At 69.3% G+C, this 18407-nt stretch carries 15 protein-coding genes; 12 read left to right on the top strand and 3 right to left on the bottom strand.

What is annotated here, in order from left to right; translation table 11 throughout:
• Positions 1–17 precede the first annotated feature (17 nt).
• The 5 genes from HV701_RS13780 (at position 18) to HV701_RS13760 (ending at position 3316) form a co-directional block, all read left to right on the top strand.
• Positions 18–947: a LysR family transcriptional regulator gene (locus tag HV701_RS13780; RefSeq protein WP_175133580.1), complete on the top strand. Its 930-nt coding sequence runs from the start codon at positions 18–20 to the stop codon at positions 945–947.
• 9 nt (positions 948–956) lie between these two features.
• A complete protein-coding gene (locus HV701_RS13775; RefSeq protein ID WP_175133579.1) occupies positions 957–1421 on the top strand; it encodes a GNAT family N-acetyltransferase in 465 nt (154 codons plus the stop codon).
• Positions 1422–1587: 166 nt separating this feature from the next.
• Positions 1588–1956 carry a COG4315 family predicted lipoprotein gene (locus tag HV701_RS13770; RefSeq protein ID WP_175133578.1) on the top strand — a complete coding sequence of 123 codons (369 nt, stop codon included), beginning with the start codon at positions 1588–1590 and terminating at the stop codon, positions 1954–1956.
• Between the two features lie 30 nt (positions 1957–1986).
• Positions 1987–2499, top strand: a complete 513-nt coding sequence (locus tag HV701_RS13765; protein WP_175133577.1) for an RNA polymerase sigma factor — start codon at positions 1987–1989, stop codon at positions 2497–2499.
• A 1-nt stretch (position 2500) separates the two neighbouring features.
• Complete coding sequence (locus HV701_RS13760) at positions 2501–3316, top strand: anti-sigma factor family protein (RefSeq protein ID WP_175133576.1); 816 nt, start codon at positions 2501–2503, stop codon at positions 3314–3316.
• 126 nt (positions 3317–3442) lie between these two features.
• Here the strand turns inward: HV701_RS13760 and HV701_RS13755 are convergent, their stop codons facing one another.
• Genes HV701_RS13755 through atzF form a run of 3 tightly spaced genes read right to left on the bottom strand, consistent with a single transcriptional unit; the run spans position 3443 to position 9656 of the window.
• Positions 3443–4162 (bottom strand): GntR family transcriptional regulator, encoded by a 720-nt coding sequence (locus HV701_RS13755; RefSeq protein WP_175133575.1) that lies wholly within the window; start codon positions 4160–4162, stop codon positions 3443–3445.
• Between the two features lie 2 nt (positions 4163–4164).
• Positions 4165–7800 (bottom strand): urea carboxylase, encoded by a 3636-nt coding sequence (uca, locus tag HV701_RS13750; RefSeq protein WP_175133574.1) that lies wholly within the window; start codon positions 7798–7800, stop codon positions 4165–4167.
• Between the two features lie 26 nt (positions 7801–7826).
• Positions 7827–9656 carry an allophanate hydrolase gene (gene atzF, locus HV701_RS13745; protein WP_175133573.1) on the bottom strand — a complete coding sequence of 610 codons (1830 nt, stop codon included), beginning with the start codon at positions 9654–9656 and terminating at the stop codon, positions 7827–7829.
• 403 nt (positions 9657–10059) lie between these two features.
• On the opposite strand from atzF, the gene urtA reads away from it, so the two are divergent.
• The 7 genes from urtA to HV701_RS13710 all read left to right on the top strand — a co-directional run bounded on the left by urtA (position 10060) and on the right by HV701_RS13710 (position 18404).
• Positions 10060–11313 (top strand): urea ABC transporter substrate-binding protein, encoded by a 1254-nt coding sequence (gene urtA, locus HV701_RS13740; protein WP_175133572.1) that lies wholly within the window; start codon positions 10060–10062, stop codon positions 11311–11313.
• Between the two features lie 21 nt (positions 11314–11334).
• Positions 11335–12960, top strand: coding sequence for an urea ABC transporter permease subunit UrtB (urtB, locus tag HV701_RS13735; protein ID WP_175133571.1), 1626 nt, complete (start codon positions 11335–11337; stop codon positions 12958–12960).
• Positions 12957–14084, top strand: coding sequence for an urea ABC transporter permease subunit UrtC (gene urtC, locus HV701_RS13730; RefSeq protein ID WP_175133570.1), 1128 nt, complete (start codon positions 12957–12959; stop codon positions 14082–14084). Before urtB ends, urtC begins: the two co-directional genes overlap by 4 nt.
• A complete protein-coding gene (gene urtD / locus HV701_RS13725; RefSeq protein WP_175133569.1) occupies positions 14081–14920 on the top strand; it encodes an urea ABC transporter ATP-binding protein UrtD in 840 nt (279 codons plus the stop codon). The genes urtC and urtD overlap by 4 nt, the downstream gene beginning before the upstream one ends.
• A gap of 1 nt (position 14921) precedes the next feature.
• A complete protein-coding gene (gene urtE, locus HV701_RS13720; protein ID WP_175133568.1) occupies positions 14922–15620 on the top strand; it encodes an urea ABC transporter ATP-binding subunit UrtE in 699 nt (232 codons plus the stop codon).
• Between the two features lie 25 nt (positions 15621–15645).
• Positions 15646–16044: a DUF2946 domain-containing protein gene (locus HV701_RS13715; protein ID WP_175133567.1), complete on the top strand. Its 399-nt coding sequence runs from the start codon at positions 15646–15648 to the stop codon at positions 16042–16044.
• A 158-nt stretch (positions 16045–16202) separates the two neighbouring features.
• Positions 16203–18404 carry a TonB-dependent receptor gene (locus HV701_RS13710; protein WP_175133566.1) on the top strand — a complete coding sequence of 734 codons (2202 nt, stop codon included), beginning with the start codon at positions 16203–16205 and terminating at the stop codon, positions 18402–18404.
• Positions 18405–18407 lie beyond the last annotated feature (3 nt).

Below are 18407 nucleotides of genomic sequence, written 5' to 3'. Positions count from 1 at the left end.
TACGGATGGATTAATGCATGGCACGCATCAATTTCGATTTACAGGAATTACAGGCCTTCGTGGCCGTGGCCGAACGCGCCAGTTTCCGCGCCGCGGCCGAAGACCTGAGCCTGTCGCAGCCGGCGCTGAGCCGGCGCATCGACAAACTGGAAGACCTGCTGGGCGCACGCCTGCTGGAACGCACCACCCGCCGCGTGGCGCTGACGCACGTCGGCCGCATCTTCCTGGAGCGGGCCCGCGGCGCCATCGACGAACTGGAGCGCGCGGTGCTCAGCATCGGCGACCTGGCGGCGCAGCGCGGCGGGCTGGTGACCGTGGCCTGCGTGCCATCGGTGGCCTATTACTTCCTGCCGGCCATCATCCGCGACTACGCCGAACGTTTTCCGCGCATCCGCGTGCGCATCATCGACGAAACCGCCCACACCGTGCTCAACAGCGTAGTGACGGGCCGCGCCGATTTCGGCATCAGTTTTTTCGGCACCCAGGAGCCGGACGTGGACTTCAAGGCGGTGCTGCGCGAGGACTTCGTGCTGGCGGTGCGCCGCGATCATCCGCTGGCCGCGCGCCGCAGCGTATCGTGGGAAGAGCTGTCGCAGGAACGTTTCATGACCGTGGCCAAGGAAAGCGGCAACCGCCTGCTGATCGACGATGCGCTGGCCAAGAGCGGCAAGCGCACCGTCAGCGCCTTCGAGGTCAGCCACGTCATGACCCTGCTGGGGCTGGTGGAGGCCGGCCTGGGCGTGGCGGCGGTGCCGCAGCTGGCGATGCCGCCGGCCGGCCACGCCACCCTGGCGGGCGTCAAGCTCGAACATCCGCGCGTCACCCGCAGCCTGGGCTTGATCTCGCGCCGCGGCCGCCCCCTGGCGCCGGCGGCTCAACAGCTCTATAACCTTATCCACCAAACCGGCAAGAGCGCCAAGCGTGGTTCTTCCCCCAAGCAACCCTGAGGCCGCACCATGACTCTCCATTCCCTGGCGTTGCAAGCCGCCACCGAAGATGACCTGCCGTTCCTGCTGGCGCTGCGCAAGGCGACCATGACCGAGCACCTGGCGCGCGTGGGCGCGCCGCGCGACGATGCCCATCACCTGACCCGTATCCGCCATCACTTCGATGACGCCCGGATCGTCTGGCTGCACGGGCGTCCGGCCGGCCTGTTCAAGACCCACCGCGATCCGGATGGCTGGCGCGTGGTGCAGATCCAGATCGACCCCGCCTTCCAGGGCCAGGGGCTGGGCCGGCGCCTGCTGGCGGGACTGCTGCGGCAGGCCGACCAGGAAGGCGCGCCGGTGACCCTGTCGGTGCTCAAGGGCAACCCCGCCCGCCGGCTCTACCAGTCGCTGGGTTTCACCCCCGTCCAGGAGACCGCCCAGGAAATAGAAATGCGCTACGACCCGGCCCCGCCCGCCGCCGGCCACGCCTGACCCGATTCGCCAGCGCCGTCGGGCACGGGCGTTCACGGGTGGCGCGCGGCGCGGCCGGATATGCGGTTGCCGGCCCTCCACTTTTTTTTCCCCGCGGCGGAATATTCCCGTTTCGCCCGGCGTCTGTAGTCGGCAGTTCCCCACCTTCCTACCTGCGAGGCACGACATGCGTACTCAAATCGCCGCCACCCTGGCCCTCTCCTGCGCCGCCCTGTTCTCGGCCGGCGCCCACGCCCAGGCCGTCAAGACCCAGAACGGCATCCTGGTCAACAGCGCCGGCATGACCCTCTACACCTTCGACAAGGATGCCGGCGGCAAGAGCGCCTGCAACGACCAGTGCGCCAAGATCTGGCCGCCGGTCATGGCCGCCGCCGACGCCAAGGCCTCGGGCGACCTGAGCATCATCACCCGCGACGACGGCTCCAAGCAGTGGGCCTACAAGGGCAAGCCGATCTACCTGTTCGCCAAGGACGCCAAACCGGGCGACAAGACCGGCGACAACGTCAAGGACGTCTGGCACGTGATCAAGCCCTGAACCGGGTTCGCCGCCCATCCACGCCCGACCATGCGCGCCGACGACGAAGCCGCGATCCTGGCCTGCATCCCCAGCCTGCGGCGCTACGCCCGCGGGCTGACGGGCGACCTGCACCGGGCCGACGACCTGGTGCAGGACACGCTCGAACGCGCCTGGAGCCGCTACTCGCGCTGGCAGCGGCGCGGCGAATTGCGGGCGTGGATGTTCGGCATCATGCATAACCATTTTATCGACGGCGTGCGCGCCAACCACCGGCAGGCCGAACAGGCCGGCGCGGGCGACCTGCCCGACGTGCCGGTGCGCGCCACGCAGACCGACCACCTGGAGGTGCGCGACCTGGACCGCTGCCTGCAAGGCCTGCCGGCCGAGCAGCGCGAAGTGCTGCTGCTGGTATGCGTGGAAGACCTGTCGTACCAGGAAACCGCGCAGGTGCTGGGCGTGCCGATGGGCACGGTCATGTCGCGGCTGTCGCGCGCCCGCGAACGGCTGGGCGCCCTGATGCAAGGCCAGCAACCCGCCAGCCGGCTCCATCGCGTGAAATGACATGAACGACAAACGCCTCCACGCCGTCCCCACCGCCGGCAACCCGATCACCGAAGCCGACCTGCATGCCTACGCCGACGGCCAGTTGCCGCCCGGCCGCCACGCCGAGGTCGACGCCTTCCTCGCCGCCCATCCGCAGGACCTGGCTCGCGTGCACGCCTGGCAGGCCCAGCGCCGCGCGCTGCACGCGCTGCTGGACCCGGTGCTGGACGAACCCCTGCCCCTGCGCCTGCCGCTGTCGCCGCCCGCCCGCCGCCTGCCCTGGCGCGCCGTTGCCGCCGGCATCGCCATCGCCGTTATCAGCGCCAGCAGCGCCTGGCTGGCGCGCGGCGCCCTGGACGCCCGCCATCTGCAGACCGTGTTGGCCACCGCCGCACCCGACCGCGCCGCCGGCGGCTACGCCCAGCGCGCCGCCATCGCCCACGCCGTCTACGCCCCCGACATGGGCCGCCCCGTCGAAGTCAGCGGCGACAACGAAAAGGCCCTGGTCACCTGGCTCACCAAGCGCCTCGGCGCCCCCGTGCGCGCCCCCTCGCTGACCCAGGCCGGCTACGACCTCGTCGGCGGCCGCCTGCTGCCGGGCGGCAGCGGTCCCGTCGCCCTCTTCATGTACGGCGCCCCCGACGGCCAACGCCTGACCCTCTACGTCACCCGCGAAGCCGCCGGCGGCCAGACCGCCTTCCAGTTCACCCAGGAAGGCCCCGTGCGCGTCTTCTACTGGGTCGAAGGCCAATTCGGCTACGCCCTCTCCGGCGCCGTCAGCCGCGAAGAACTGCAACGCGTCTCCGAAGACGTCTACAAACAACTGCAGGGCTGACCCGGGCGCGAGAGAGAACGCGGGCGCGCCCTTATCGCCGCCACCGCGCGCAGCGACCACCGCCCCGACGCTGAGCAGAACGCCAAGCAAACCGCCTGCCTGCCATCCGCCGCAGCCCGCCGCGCCTCAAGAACCCTCCCGCGCCACATGCAACATATGCAGCGTGATCTTCCTCACCTCGGCCTTGCTCATCTCGATATGCCCGCGCAACATCCTCCCGGCCGCCTCCCCTCGCCGGGCAAGCACCGCACGCAAGATGGCCCCATGCTCCTCATACGTCGCATCCACCCGGAAATCCTTGGTGAAATCCAGGCGCCGCACGATCCGGATCTTCTCCGTCACCTCGCGGTGGATCAGCGCCATCTCCGCATTGCCCGCCGCCGCCACCAGTGAGCAGTGAAACGCCTCATCCAGCTGCGCCACCATCCGCCCATCCAGAATGCGCTGCGCCGGCGGCACCAGCCACACCTGCGCCAGCGCCCCCAGCAGCCCGCGTTCATCCATCTGCTCACGCGCGCACAGCCGCTCCACCGCCGCCAGCTCCAGCACCACGCGCACGTCATACAGCGCCTCGAAGCGCTCGAAATCGAACGGCCGCACCTGCCAGCCGCTGCGCGGACTGGGCAGCACGAAGCCCTCGCGCTCCAGCCGCGCCAGTCCCAGCCGCACCGGCGTGCGGCTCACCCCCAGCCGCAGCGCCAGCTCCGCCTCGGTGAAGCGGTCGCCGGGCAGCAGCCGGAAGTCGAACAGCTCGTCCTTGATCCGCTGGTAGACCTGGTCCGCCAGCGACCCCGCGAGCGCCGGCGCCTGCCGCAGCGCCGGCCCGATGCGTACCGAATCGCGCATGATCAGGTCACCGGGCAGGTGGCATCCTCGGCCAGCACGATCAGCGCGTCGCCCGCGTTCACCGGCTTGCCCGGCACGCAGCGGATCGCCGTCACCGTGCCCGACACCGGCGCGATCACCGACAGCTCCATCTTCATGGCCTCGACCACCACCAGCGTGTCGCCGGCCGCCACGCTCTGGCCCACCTGCACCGGGATCTTCCAGATGTTGCCGCACATGTCGGCGCTGACCAGGCGTTCGCCCTCGCGCAGCGCGGTCTCCACTTCCGGCGCAGCCTCGACCGGCGCCGCCGCCACATCCTCGTGCTTCCACAGCGCCACCTCGGCGTCGAACGCCGTTTTCTGGCGCGCCTGGAACGCACCGATGCTGTCGGCCTGTTCGGCCAGGAAGCGCTGGTGGGCGGCGAAGTCGAACACTTCTTCCTCGATGCGAACCGTGGCGCGGCCTTCGCGGAAGTCCTCGCGCAGCGTATCGAGTTCGGCCTCGCTCACCGGATAGAAGCGCACCTGGTCGAAAAAGCGCAGCAGCCACGGCTTGCCATCCTGGAACACCGGGTTCTTCAGGAACTTGTTCCAGATCGGCAGCGTGCGGCCCACCAACTGGTAGCCGCCGGGCGAGTCCATGCCGTAGATGCACATGTAGACGCCGCCGATGCCCACCGTGCCTTCGGCCGTGAAGGTGCGCGCCGGGTTGTATTTGGACGTCAGCAGCCGGTGGCGCGGGTCGATCGGCACCGCGCACGGCGCACCCAGGTAGACGTCGCCCAGGCCCATGATGAGATAGCTGGCGTCGAACACGATGCGGCGCACGTCCTCGCGGCTGGCCAGGCCGTTGATGCGCTGGATGAAGTCCACATTGTTCGGCAGCCACGGCGCGCTGGCGCGCACGGTTTCCTGATAGCGCTGCACCGCGCCCAGCGTGGCCGAATCCTCGAACGCCATCGGCAGGTAGACCACGCGGGTTGGCACCTTCAGCGTGGCCACGTCGGCCAGCCCCGCCTCGATTTCCAGCAGCCGCGCGATCAGCGCCTGCTGCAGGATCACGCGGCTGTCGTAGCGGATCTGCAGCGAACGCACCCCCGGCGACAGCTCGCATACCCCGTCGATCGGCTGCGCCGCCAGCGCCTCCATCAACAGATGGATGCGCATGCGCAACGCCAGGTCGAGCACGTTGTCGCCGTATTCCAGCAACAGATAGCCGTCGCCCGCCTGGCGGTAGGACACCGACGGACGCGAGCCAGCCGCCGGCAAGGCGGCGACGATGGTCTCCGAGGCCGTGGCCGGCGCCGCCGACGGCGTGGTGGCCTGTGGCGCCACTGCCTGGAGCAGCGCCACGCTGCGATCCTGCGCCGCCTCGCGCGCCACCGCGTCGGCGTAGTCGATGCGCACGAAGCGGATGCGGTCGCCCGGCTTGACCTGCCCCACCTTCCACAGCTCGGCGCGCGCGATCGTCACCGGGCAGACGAAGCCGCCCAGGCTGGGGCCGTCGCGCGTCAGGATCACCGGGCTGTCGCCGGTGAAGTTGATGCTGCCGATGGCGTATTCGCAGTCATGGATATTGGACGGATGCAGGCCGGCCTCGCCGCCGTTCTCGCGCGCCCAGGTCGGCTTGGGGCCGGTCAGGCGCACGCCCAGGCGGTTGGAGTTGTAGTGCACCTCCCAGTCGGCGGCGAAGAAGGCCTCGATGGCTTCGGGACGGAAGAAGTCCGGCGCGCCGTGCGGGCCGTACAACACGCCGATTTCCCAGGTGTTGCCATAGGCCGGGATCAGCTCGGCCGGCGCCGCCTGCGGCGCGCTCACGGGCGCCGCAGCGTTCGCGGCGGCCAGCGCTGGACGAACCAGCGCCAGCATGTCGCCAACCCGCAGCGTGCGGCCGGCATGGCCGCCGAACTGGCCCAGCGCGAAGGTCGAGCGGCTGCCCAGGTAGACCGGCACGTCCAGTCCATTGCGCACCGCCAGGTAGGTGCGGCAGCCGGACAGCGCGCGGCCGGTGGCCAGCACCTGGCCCGAACGCACCGTGACCGGCTGCCACATCGGCACCGGCGCGCCGTCCAGCGTGGCGGCGCATTCGGCGCCCGTCAGCGCGATGATGGCATCGCCATGGAAACGCAACGTCGGCCCGACCAACGTGGCCTCGATGCCCGCCGCATCGGGCGCGTTGCCGACGATGCGATTGGCCAGGCGGAACGCATAATCGTCCATCGGCCCCGACGGCGGCACGCCGATATCCCAATAACCGGTGCGGCCCGGGTAATCCTGCACGCTGGTGTAGGTGCCGGCCTCCAGCACCTCGATCGCCGCGGGGCGATAGACGAAACTCTCCAGGAAGCGGGTCGACAGCTGGCCGGCGCGGAAACGCGCGTCGGCCACAATCTGGCGCAGGTAATCCAGGTTGGTGGCGATGCCGTGCAGGCGCGTATGCGCCAGCGCATCGGCCAGCTTGTCGAGCGCCGCCTCGCGCGTGTCGGCGTGCACGATCAGCTTGGCCAGCATCGGGTCGTAGAACGCCGGCACCTCGGTGCCGGTCGAGACCCAGCCGTCCAGGCGCACGCCGTCGGGAAAATACACCTCGGTCAGCACGCCGGGCGAGGGCTGAAACTGGCGCAGCGGGTCCTCGGCATACAGCCGCACCTCGATCGACGCGCCCCGCGGCGCGCGCGACATCGCGGCCAGGTCCAGCGGCTCGCCCGCCGCCACGCGCAGCATGCATTCGACCAGGTCCAGGCCGGTCACGGCCTCGGTCACCGGGTGTTCCACCTGCAGGCGGGTATTGACCTCCAGGAAATAGAAACTGTCGCGCGCCGGATCGTAGATGAATTCGACCGTGCCGGCCGAGCGGTAGGCCACCGACTCGCCCAGCTTGACCGCGGCGTCCAGCAGCGCCGCGCGGGTCGCGGCCGGCAGGTGCGGCGCGGGGGTTTCCTCGATCACCTTCTGGTTGCGCCGCTGCACCGAGCAGTCGCGCTCGCCCAGCGCCAGCACGCGGCCCATGCCGTCACCGAAGATCTGCACCTCGACATGGCGGGCATTGTCCACGTAGCGTTCGATGAAGGCGCCGCCGTCGCGGAAGAAATGCTCGCCCATGCGCTGCACGCTGTCGAACGCCACCGTCAGCTCGGCCTCGTTGTCGCAGCGCGACAGGCCGATGCCGCCGCCACCGGCGGTGCTCTTGAGCATCACCGGATAGCCGATGCGCTCGGCCTGCGTCAGCGCCTCGCCCAGGCTGGCCAGCAGGCCGGTGCCCGGCGTCATGGGCACGCCGGCCGCCGCCGCCAGCTCGCGCGACCGGTGCTTCAAGCCGAACTCGCGGATCTGCAGCGGCGTCGGGCCGACGAAGGCGATGCCGGCGGCCTCGCAGGCCTCGGCGAACTCGGCGCTTTCCGACAGGAAGCCATAGCCAGGGTAGATGGCCTGGGCGCCGTGCTCGCGCGCGGCCGCCAGCAACAGGTCCATGCGCAGATAGCTGTCGGCGGCCTTCTCGCCGCCCAGCGCCACGGCCACGTCGGCCTCGCGCACATGGGCCGCGTTGCGGTCGGGATCGGAATACACGGCAACACTGCGGATGCCCAGGCGTTTGAGGGTACGGATGGCGCGGACGGCGATTTCGCCACGGTTGGCGATCAGGACGGTATCGAACACGGTTCGGCTCCCAGGGGCGATTGGAATTAGCGGGGGGTGGCGTTCAGGCTGGCGAGATAGGCGCGCCAGCCGCCGAAGGCGGTGATGTCGCGCGCGCCGGCCAGGCCGCGCGGCTCGCAGATAAAGCCCTTGACCTGGCGGCCGTCGTGCAGCGTCAACGTGCCGATGCCCAGCGGCGCCGGGATCTCGGCCACGAAGGCGCCGAACGCCGCCAGCGGGATGTCCCACAGTTCCACCTCGATCGGCGCGCCGCTGTCGGACTTCACCAGGCCGGGTTTGGGCGGGGTGGTATTGGCCAACGCATAGAGCCGGTAGTCGGCGGCGGTGTGGGTTTTTTCGACCAGCACCGCGCGGCGCGAGGTCAGCTGGTGATTCAAGGGCATGCCGCTCAGGTGCGCGCCCACGACCGCCACGCGCAGCAAGCCCGGATCGGCCGGCGGCGGTCCCTGGGGCGGCAGCGGCAGGCCCGTGGCGCCCAATGGCAGCCCGCGCTGCGCCTGCCATTGGCGGCCAAAGCACGCCAGCGCGCGGTCCTGCCAGGCCATGCCGATCAGGGTGATGCCGGCCGGCAGGCCGTCCTCGCGCATGCCGGCCGGCAGCGCCAGCGCCGACAGATCGGCGAGGTTGGCGAAGTTGGTATAGATGCCCAATTGCGAATTGAGCCGCACCGGGTCGGCCTGCAACTGCGCGATGGTGTAGATCGACGGCGCGGTCGGCACCACCAGCGCGTCAAAGCCCTGCAGCGACTGATGGATGCGGTGCGTCAGCTCGGCGCGGCGGTACTCCGCCTTGAAGGCATCCAGCGCATCGTAATGCGCCGCGCCTTCCACGATGCCGCGCACCACCGGGTGGATGGCATCGGGATCGCGGCGCCACAGCGGCTCGACGGCGGCGAAGCGCTCGGCCACCCAGGGCCCCTGGTACAGCAGGGCCGCCAGTTCGGCAAAGGGCGCGAAGTCGATGCTGTCGACCTGGGCGCCACTGGCCTTGAGCGCCTGCACCGCCGCCTCGAATGCCGCGGCGGCCTGCGTATCGCCGAAGAACTCCAGCCGGTCCGGCACGGCCAAGCGCGGCGTCGCGGGCCAGGGCGCGGCGGCGCCGGCCGGCTGCGCGCGCGAATAGGCATCGCGCGCGTCATAGCCGCCGGCGATGCCCGCGACGCGCTCGGCATCGTCCACCGTCAGCGCGAAGATCGATACGCAGTCCTGCGTGCGGCAGGCCGGCACCACGCCGGCGGTACTGAGCCACCCCTTGGTCGGCTTGAGGCCGACGATATTGTTGAAACCTGCCGGCACCCGGCCCGAGCCCGCCGTGTCGGTGCCCAGCGAAAACGCCGCCAGCCCGCGCGCCACCACCGAGGCCGAACCGGAACTGGAGCCGCCGCTGATGTACTCGGGCTGGAAACTGTTGGCCACCGCGCCGTGCGGCGAACGGGTGCCGACCAGGCCCGTGGCGAACTGGTCGAGATTGGTCTTGCCGATCAGGATGGCGCCGGCCGCGCGCAGGCGCCGCACCACGGTGGCGTCCTCGTCCGGGGTGTAGGCGAATGCCGGGCAGGCCGCCGTGGTGGGCCAGCCCGCCGCGTCGATGTTGTCCTTGATGGCGAACGGCACGCCGTAGAGCGGCAGACGCGAGCGGTCACCGCCGGCCGCGGCCAGCAACAAGCGCAGATCGTCGAGCTGGCGCGCCAGCACCGCGGCGCTGGCGCGCGTGATCCAGGCATTGTCGGCCGGATCGTCCGGCGCGGCGGCCAGGGGCATCAACAGCGCTTCGGGCGTGGCGCCATCCTGATAGGCGGACAGCCATTGCGCGATGGTCCAACCGAGAGGGGCCTGCGGCGTTGCTACGGCATTCATGCTGGAATCCTTTCTTGTATACAAGTCCGGATACCCAAGCAATACGCGTGCCATGTGCGCCGCGCCGCCCGCCTTCCCCTTGCGCACCCACGCCGCGGCGGCGGCGCCGCCCGCACCGCCGCCGCGCGCGCACTCCCAACGGGCAACCCGCGCACCGATCTTGTGCGCGCGGCACCAGATTGAACCACGCCATGCCACGCCGCCCGCCGCCGTCCCGCCCCTCTTGACGCCACGGCTCCCTGCGGCGCCTCCGTCCTCGCCACGCAGTTGGCACGGCTCTTGCTTTGAAGTCCTGGTCACGCCCCTGCTCCGGCAGGGCCGCGCGCAGAGGTAGTTGGATGTAGTTCAGGCATTGAGACCGTTATCGCCGGCGCCGCCGGCCTCTTCCCATCCAGGAGTCACCATGAAACGCAGACTAGTCCTCAAGCAATTGACCGCCGCGAGCCTATTGGCCATGTCGGGCTGGACGCCGCAGCTGTTCGCCGCCGAAGACACCATCAAGGTCGGCATCCTGCATTCGCTGTCGGGCACCATGGCCATCTCGGAAACGTCGCTCAAGGACGTCGCCCTGATGACCATCGACGAGATCAATGCCAACGGCGGCGTGATGGGCAAGAAGCTCGAAGCCGTGGTGGTCGATCCCGCCTCGAACTGGCCGCTGTTCGCCGAAAAGTCGCGCCAGCTGCTGTCGCAGGACAAGGTGGCGGTGGTGTTCGGCTGCTGGACCTCGGTATCGCGCAAGTCGGTGCTGCCGGTGTTCAAGGAATTGAACGGGCTGCTGTTCTACCCGGTGCAGTACGAAGGCGAGGAACTGGAGAAGAACGTCTTCTACACCGGCGCCGCGCCCAACCAGCAGGCCATCCCGGCGGTGGAATACCTGATGAGCGAAGACGGCGGCGGCGCCAAGCGCTTCGTGCTGCTGGGCACCGACTATGTATACCCGCGCACCACCAACAAGATCCTGCGCGCCTTCCTGCATTCCAAGGGCGTCAAGGACAGCGACATCGACGAGGTCTACACGCCTTTCGGCCATTCCGACTACCAGACCATCGTCGCCAATATCAAGAAGTTCGCGGCCGGCGGCAAGACCGCCGTCATCTCCACCATCAACGGCGACTCCAACGTGCCGTTCTACAAGGAGCTGGGCAACGCCGGCCTGAAAGCCACCGACGTGCCGGTGGTGGCTTTCTCGGTGGGCGAGGAAGAACTGCGAGGCGTCGACACCAAGCCGCTGGTGGGCCACCTGGCCGCCTGGAACTACTTCGAGTCGATCAAGAATCCGGTCAACGCGGAATTCATCAAGAAGTGGCAGGCCTACGCCAAGGCCAAGAACCTGCCCAACGCCAGCACCGTGGTCACCAATGACCCGATGGAAGCCACCTATATCGGCATCCACATGTGGAAGCAGGCGGTCGAGCAGGCCAAGACCACCGATGTGGACAAGGTGATCGCGGCCATGGGCGGCCAGAAGTTCAATTCGCCGAGCGGCTTCACCATCGAGATGGACAAGACCAACCACCACCTGCACAAGCCGGTCTATATCGGCGAGATCAAGGCGGACGGCCAGTTCAACGTGGTCTGGAAGAGCAAGGGCCCGATCCGCGCGCAACCGTGGAGCCCGTACATCCCGGGCAACGAAAGCAAGCAAGGCCTTTAAACCTGAACCGGAAGCGCAGCCATGCTCAATGCGGTCATCGCGAAATTCCTGCGTCACCTCCTGCTTGCATGGCTGCTGGCCGCGCCGGCGCTGGCCGCCCACGCGGCCGCGCCCGGCGTGGACCCGGCGCTGCTGGCGCCCCTGGCCGGCGACGACACCGACGCCAAGCTGCAGGCCATCGCCGCCCTGGGCCGCCAGCCCGGCGCGCAAGCGGTGCTGCAAGCCCTCGGCAACGATCTACTGTATGCGCTGCCGGACGGCCGCGTGCTGATCGGCGACGGCAACGGCCAGGGCACCGATCCGGTCAGCGGCGCGACCATGGCGCTGCCGCCGCAGGCCGACACCATCGGCATCAACAACCGGCTGCGGCGCGCGATCGGGGCCGCGCTGGCCGGATCGAGGCTGTTTTCCGAGGATGCGCGCGAGCGCCTGGACGCGGCCCGCCGCCTGCAACAGACCGGCGATCCGGCGCGCCTGCCGCTGCTGGAAAAAGCGCTGGCCGCCGAAAAAGACACCGCGGTGCGCGCCGCGCTGGAAATCGCGCAGGCCAACCTCGAACTCAAGAGCACCGACCCGGCCGTGCGGCGCCATGCGGTCGAACTGCTGGGACGCACCGACAACGCTACATTCCGGCCCACGCTGCTGGCACTGACGCAACAGCGCGACGGCGTCTACGCCGAACCGGACGCCGCGGTGCGCGAGGCGGCGGCCAACGCGGTCAAACGCATCGACCGCCATCTGGCCACCATCGAGTGGGCCGGCAACCTGTTCTACGGTCTCAGCCTGGGCAGCGTGCTGCTGCTGGCGGCGCTGGGCCTGGCCATCACCTTCGGCCTGATGGGCGTCATCAACATGGCGCACGGCGAGCTGCTGATGATCGGCGCCTATGTCACCTACCTGGTGCAGACCTTTTTCCGCGCCTGGCTGCCGGGCTGGCTCGACTGGTACGTGGCGGCGGCGCTGCCACTGGCCTTCCTGGTGACCGCGCTGGTCGGCATGGCGCTGGAACGCACCGTGATCCGCTGGCTCTACGGCCGGCCGCTGGAGACGCTGCTGGCCACCTGGGGCATCAGCCTGATGCTGATGCAGGGCGTGCGCACGCTGTTCGGCGCGCAGAACGTCGAGGTGGGCAACCCCAGCTGGATGTCTGGCGGCGTCACCGTGCTGGGCGGCCTGGTGCTGACCTACAACCGGCTGGTCATCATCGGCTTCGCGCTGTTCGTGGTGTTCCTGGTGTGGGCGCTGCTGAACCACACGCGGCTGGGCCTGTTCGTGCGCGCCATCACGCAGAACCGGCGCATGGCCGATTGCGTCGGCGTACCTACCGGACGCGTCGACATGCTGGCCTTCGGCCTGGGCTCGGGCATCGCCGGGCTGGCGGGCGTGGCGCTGTCGCAGCTGGGCAATGTGGGCCCGGACCTGGGCCGCGGCTACATCGTCGATTCCTTCATGGTGGTGGTGCTGGGCGGCGTCGGCCAACTGGCCGGCACCGTCATCGCCGCGCTCGGCCTGGGCGGTGTCAACAAATTCCTGGAGCCTTACGCCGGAGCGGTCATGGCCAAGATCACCATCCTGGTGCTCATCGTGCTTTTCGTGCAAAAGCGGCCGCAAGGCCTGTTCGCCCCGCGCGGTCGGAGCGTCGAATGAAACAGACCGCGCTGACCGATCTCAACCTGCTGGCGCGCCGGCCCTTGTTCAACGGCCGCGCCTGGGCCGCGCTGGGCGCGGGCGTGCTGCTGCTGGCGCTGGTGCCGCTGCTGAACCTGGTGTTTCCCGCCGGCCATCCGCTGCACGTCTCGGCCTACGCCGTGGCGCTGCTGGGCAAGTTCATGTGCTACGCCATGGCGGCGCTGGCGCTGGACCTGGTGTGGGGCTACGCCGGCATCCTGTCGCTGGGCCACGGCCTGTTCTTCGCGCTGGGCGGCTACGCCCACGGCATGTATCTGATGCGCGCCATCGGCCGCGACGGCGTCTACCAGAGCAACCTGCCGGACTTCATGGTGTTTCTGGACTGGAAGGACTACCCCTGGTACTGGTCGTTCACCGACCACTTCTGGTACGCCATGCTGCTGGTGGTGCTGGTGCCGGGCGTGCTGGCCTTCGTGTTCGGCTACTTCGCCTTCCGCTCGCGCATCAAGGGCGTGTATTTCTCCATCATCACCCAGGCGCTGACCTTTGCCGCCATGCTGCTGTTCTTCCGCAACGACACGGGCTTTGGCGGCAACAATGGCTTCACCGATTTCAAGCGCATCCTGGGTTTCGATATCACCGCGCCCGGCACCCGCGCCGCGCTCTACTGGATCACGCTGGCGGCGCTGGCCGGCGCGCTGGTGCTGGCGCGCGCCGTCACCCAGTCCAAGCTGGGCCGGGTGCTGACGGCGGTGCGCGATGCCGAGAGCCGGCTGCGCTTCATCGGCTACGACCCGCTCGGCTTCAAGCTATTCGTGTGGACGCTGTCGGCCGTGCTGTGCGGCATCGCCGGCGCGCTGTACGTGCCGCAGGTCGGCATCATCAACCCCAGCGAGATGTCCACCGAGAACTCCATCGAGATGGTGATCTGGGTGGCCACCGGAGGGCGCGGCACGCTGATCGGCCCCATCATCGGCGCCGGCGCCGTGAACGGCCTGAAGACCTGGTTCACCAGCGTGCTGCCCGAGTTCTGGCTGTACGCGCTGGGCCTGATCTTCGTGCTGGTGACCCTCTTCCTGCCCACCGGCATCGTCGGCCTGGCCCGGCGCCTGGCCGCCCGCTATCAGGAGCGACGCGCATGACCAGCACCCATTCCGAAACCGCCATGCTCGACGGCGGCCCCAGCGGCGACGCCGGCTACGGCCGCGTCAGCCCCAAGGGACTGGACACCAGCCACGGCGCCATCCTGTACCTGGAAGGCATCACCGTGAGCTTCGACGGTTTCAAGGCGCTCAATGACCTGACGCTGGACATCGGCGTCGGCGAACTGCGCTGCATCATCGGCCCCAACGGCGCCGGCAAGACCACCATGATGGACGTCATCACCGGCAAGACCCGCCCCAGCGCCGGCAGCGCCTACTTCGGCCAGAGCATCGACCTGACCACGCTGAACGAGGCGCAGATCGCGCACGCCGGCATCGGCCGCAAGTTCCAGCGCCCCACCGTGTTCGAGCAGCACACCGTGTTCGAGAACCTGGAGCTGGCCATGAAGACCGACAAGCGCGTGCGGCCCACGCTGTTCGCGCGCCTGACCGGCGCGCAGGCCGACCGCATCGGCGAGACGCTCGACCTGATCCGGCTGCGGCCCGAGGCCTTCCGCCCCGCCGGCCTGCTGTCGCACGGCCAGAAACAATGGCTGGAGATCGGCATGCTGCTGATGCAGGAACCGCAGTTGCTGCTGCTGGACGAGCCGGTGGCCGGCATGACCGATGCCGAAACCGAACGCACCGGCGAACTGCTCAATGAACTGCGCGGCCGCCATTCACTGATGGTGGTCGAGCACGACATGGATTTCGTCAACCAGATCGCCGGCGACGGCAAGGTGACGGTGCTGCACGAAGGCTCGGTGCTGGCCGAGGGGCCGATGGCCAAGGTGCAGGCCGACCCGCGCGTGATCGAAGTCTACCTGGGGCGCTGACATGCTGAACGTGAACACCATCGACCAGTACTACGGCGGCAGCCATACCCTGCGCGGCGTGTCCCTGGCGGTCAACCAGGGCGAATGCCTGGCGCTGCTGGGCCGCAACGGCGTCGGCAAGACCACCCTGCTCAAATGCGTGATGGGCGTGCTGCCGGTGGCGCGCGGCGCCATCGGTTTCGACGGCGCCGACGTCACCCGGCTGGCGCCGCACCAGCGCGCCGCGCGCGGCATGGCCTATGTGCCGCAAGGCCGCGATATCTTCGCCCGGCTGACGGTGGAAGAGAACATCCTGATGGGGATGGCGACCAAGCCGGCGGCGCGCGCGCGCCGCATCAAGGAAGACGTATTCGAGCTGTTCCCGGTGCTCAAGAGCATGCTGGCGCGGCGCGGCGGCGACCTGTCCGGCGGCCAGCAACAGCAATTGGCGATTGCCCGCGCGCTGGTGGCCGAACCCAAGCTGATCATCCTGGATGAGCCGACCGAAGGCATCCAGCCATCCATCATCAAGGACATCGGCCGCGTCATCCACATGCTGCGCCAGCGCGGCGACATCGCCATCCTGCTGTGCGAACAGTACTTCGACTTCGCCCGCGAGCTGGCCGATCGCTACGTGGTGCTGTCACGCGGCGAGGTGGTGGCCAGCGGCGACCGCGCCACCATCCACGGCGAGGAGGTGCGGCGCCATCTTTCCGTCTGAAACGGCTTGGATATAATGCGCCGTCATGCACCTTGCCCACTTCCTGAACCGCGGCTACGCCTGGATCGCCCTGATCGCGATCCTGTGGGCGTCCGTGGTTCCGTCGCTGGCGCATGGCGCTCCCCAGGCCGGCGCCAGCCGCCAGGTCACGCTGGACTACTGCGCCCCCGAGGGCCGGTCCTCCCTGACCATCGAGGTTCAGGGCGATGACGCGGCCGGCGACCACGCCGCCCACCACGGCGACGGCACACACTGCCCGTTCTGCCGCAATCCCCAGGCCGGTCCCGGCATCCTGCCCGCGCCCCTGATCGTGCTGCCCGCGCCCGCCGCCGGCGGCGTCACCTATCCGGCGCTGTTCTACCGCGCCGCCCATCCGCTCCATGCCTGGCGCGCGCCTCAGCCGCGCGCCCCGCCCGCGGCCTGACCGCGCTGGCGCCGTCCTCGCGACGGCCGCCGCGCCCGCCAGAACCGGCGCCGTCCGCCCCTTGGCGGCGCCTCCGCGGAACCCTGCGTCCGTGCCTTCGCCGCCCTGCATCGCGGCATCGGCGCGAGCGTGCATGCCGGCCAGCGCCGGCACCGATCATGAAAAAAACCTACGCAGCCTCTTTGCTGGCCGGCGCCTGCGCCGCCAATCCGGCGCTCGCCCTGACCAGCGAGCCCGCCATCGAAACCCTGGCGCCCACCGTGGTCGAAGGCGACGACGCCGACGAACAGCCCAATGGCCCGCTCGACCTGACGCGCATCGACGCCACCGGCAGCCGTCTCGGCCTTAGCTTGAAAGACACGCCGGCCTCCGTCACCGTGGTCTCGCGCCGCCAGATCGAGGCCCGCGGCGCCGTCGATACCCAGGACATCGCCCGCGGCATCCCGGGCGTGACGGCCGCCTCGCCGCCAGGCATGGCTGGCGCGGTCAGTTACCGCGGCTTCGGCGGCAGCCAGGTGTCGCAACTGTTCAACGGCATTTCGGTGCAGTACGACGCAGTCGCGGCGCGGCCGGTCAACAGCTGGATCTACGACCGGGTCGAAGCCATCGGCGGCCCCTCGACCTTCCTGTTCGGCGCCGGCGCGGTCGGCGGCGCCATCAATTACGTCACCAAGCTGGCCGAGCGCGACACCTTCTACGAAGGCCAGTTGCGGCTGGGCTCGTTCGATACGCGCCAGGCATCGGCCGGCATCAACCAGCAACTGTCCGGTTCGCCCGGCGGACGCGGCCATTACCTGCGCATCGACGCCAATACCACCGCCAGCAATGGCTGGGTCGACGGCGAACGTTCGCGCGCCACGCAGGTGGCGGCCTCGCTGCTGTCCGACCTGGGCGAGGACGTCACCCAGACCTGGGCCTTCGAATACCAGCGCGAGCGGGTCGACCGCCCCTACTGGGGCACGCCACTGACGGTGGACGCGAACGGCAAGGTCAGCGGCGAGGGCCACATCCGCGGCGGCACCCGGTTCAAGAACTACAACGTCGACGATGGCCAGTACGCGCAGTCGGTGCTGTGGGCCCGCTCGCTGACGCAATGGCGCGCGGCGCCGGGCGTGACGTTCAAGAACACGCTCTACTACTATCGGGCCGAGCGCGATTTCCGCAACCTGGAAACCTACCGCTACAACGCCGCCAACAGCCGCGTGCTGCGCTCGGGCGCGCTGCTGCAACGGCATGAGCAAAGCCTGATCGGCAACCGCGTCGAAGGCCTGGTCGAATCGACCCTGGCCGGGCTGCCGAGCCGTTGGTCGTTCGGCGCCGACCTGAGCGTGAACAAGCAGACCCGCTACCCCACCAGCCTGCCGGCCACGGTGGACGCGGTCAATCCGTATACGTTCCAGCCGGGCGATTTCTACGACATCCCCGGCATGACGCGCGGCCATAATCCGGACCGCGACAACCGCATCCGCACGCTGGCCTTTACGCTGGAAAACCGCACCGAAGTGCTGCCCGGCGTGGCCATCGTGTCTGCCCTGCGCAAGGACTTCATCGACCTGGACCTGACCAACCGCCGCGCGGTCACGGCCAGTTCGCCGGCCTCGGCCTCGCGCCGCTACGCCCCCACCACCGGCCGGTTGGCGTTGAACTGGGCCATCACGCCGCAGGCCTCGCTCTACGCGCAGTACGCCACCGCCGCCGATCCCCCGTCCGGCATCATGGCCACGGCCTCGTTCGCCGACGTGCTCAACAACGACAAACTGACCACTGGCACGCAGAAGGAAGTGGGCGGCAAGTTCGAGTTCTGGGACGGCCGCGGCTCGGCCACCGTCGCCGCCTACGAGATCATCCGCAAGAACATCGCGACGCCCGACCCCGACAATCCCGGGGTCAGCCTGCCCGTGGGCCAGCAGTCGGCGCGCGGCCTGGAACTGGCGGGCGGGCTGCGCCTGACGCGCGCGCTGTCGCTACAGGCCAACATCGCCTTCGTCGATCCCAGGTATGACGACTTCTCGCAGACGGTCAACGGTGTCGCGGTATCGCGCAACGGCAAGGTGCCGGCCAACACGCCGCGGCGCGTGGCCAATGCCTGGATCGACTACGCCTTCCTGCCGGACTGGAACGCCAGCATCGCCGCGCGCTACGTCGGCCGCGCCTACGCCGATGCCGCCAACACCGTCTGGGCGCCGTCGTACACCGTGTTCGACGCGGCGCTGTCGCACCGCATCGACCGCCACTTCACCGTCACCGGCCGGGTCCGCAACCTGACCGACAAGGTGTACGCGGCCAATGTCAGCGGCACGCCGATGTTCTACCTGGGCGCGCCGCGCTCGTTCGAACTGACGCTGCAGGCGCGCTACTGAGGA

Origin of the sequence: Achromobacter pulmonis (assembly GCF_902859765.1) — a bacterium.
Lineage (GTDB): Bacteria > Pseudomonadota > Gammaproteobacteria > Burkholderiales > Burkholderiaceae_B > Achromobacter > Achromobacter pulmonis.
This window is presented reverse-complemented; position numbering and strand designations above follow the sequence as displayed.

Coding starts and splice junctions, on each gene's coding strand:
- HV701_RS13780 (WP_175133580.1), top strand. CDS start 18: ATGGCACGCATCAATTTCGATTTACAGGAATTACAGGCCTTCGTGGCC.
- HV701_RS13775 (WP_175133579.1), top strand. CDS start 957: ATGACTCTCCATTCCCTGGCGTTGCAAGCCGCCACCGAAGATGACCTG.
- HV701_RS13770 (WP_175133578.1), top strand. CDS start 1,588: ATGCGTACTCAAATCGCCGCCACCCTGGCCCTCTCCTGCGCCGCCCTG.
- HV701_RS13765 (WP_175133577.1), top strand. CDS start 1,987: ATGCGCGCCGACGACGAAGCCGCGATCCTGGCCTGCATCCCCAGCCTG.
- HV701_RS13760 (WP_175133576.1), top strand. CDS start 2,501: ATGAACGACAAACGCCTCCACGCCGTCCCCACCGCCGGCAACCCGATC.
- HV701_RS13755 (WP_175133575.1), bottom strand. CDS start 4,162: ATGCGCGATTCGGTACGCATCGGGCCGGCGCTGCGGCAGGCGCCGGCG.
- atzF (WP_175133573.1), bottom strand. CDS start 9,656: ATGAATGCCGTAGCAACGCCGCAGGCCCCTCTCGGTTGGACCATCGCG.
- urtA (WP_175133572.1), top strand. CDS start 10,060: ATGAAACGCAGACTAGTCCTCAAGCAATTGACCGCCGCGAGCCTATTG.
- urtB (WP_175133571.1), top strand. CDS start 11,335: ATGCTCAATGCGGTCATCGCGAAATTCCTGCGTCACCTCCTGCTTGCA.
- urtC (WP_175133570.1), top strand. CDS start 12,957: ATGAAACAGACCGCGCTGACCGATCTCAACCTGCTGGCGCGCCGGCCC.
- urtD (WP_175133569.1), top strand. CDS start 14,081: ATGACCAGCACCCATTCCGAAACCGCCATGCTCGACGGCGGCCCCAGC.
- urtE (WP_175133568.1), top strand. CDS start 14,922: ATGCTGAACGTGAACACCATCGACCAGTACTACGGCGGCAGCCATACC.
- HV701_RS13715 (WP_175133567.1), top strand. CDS start 15,646: ATGCACCTTGCCCACTTCCTGAACCGCGGCTACGCCTGGATCGCCCTG.
- HV701_RS13710 (WP_175133566.1), top strand. CDS start 16,203: ATGAAAAAAACCTACGCAGCCTCTTTGCTGGCCGGCGCCTGCGCCGCC.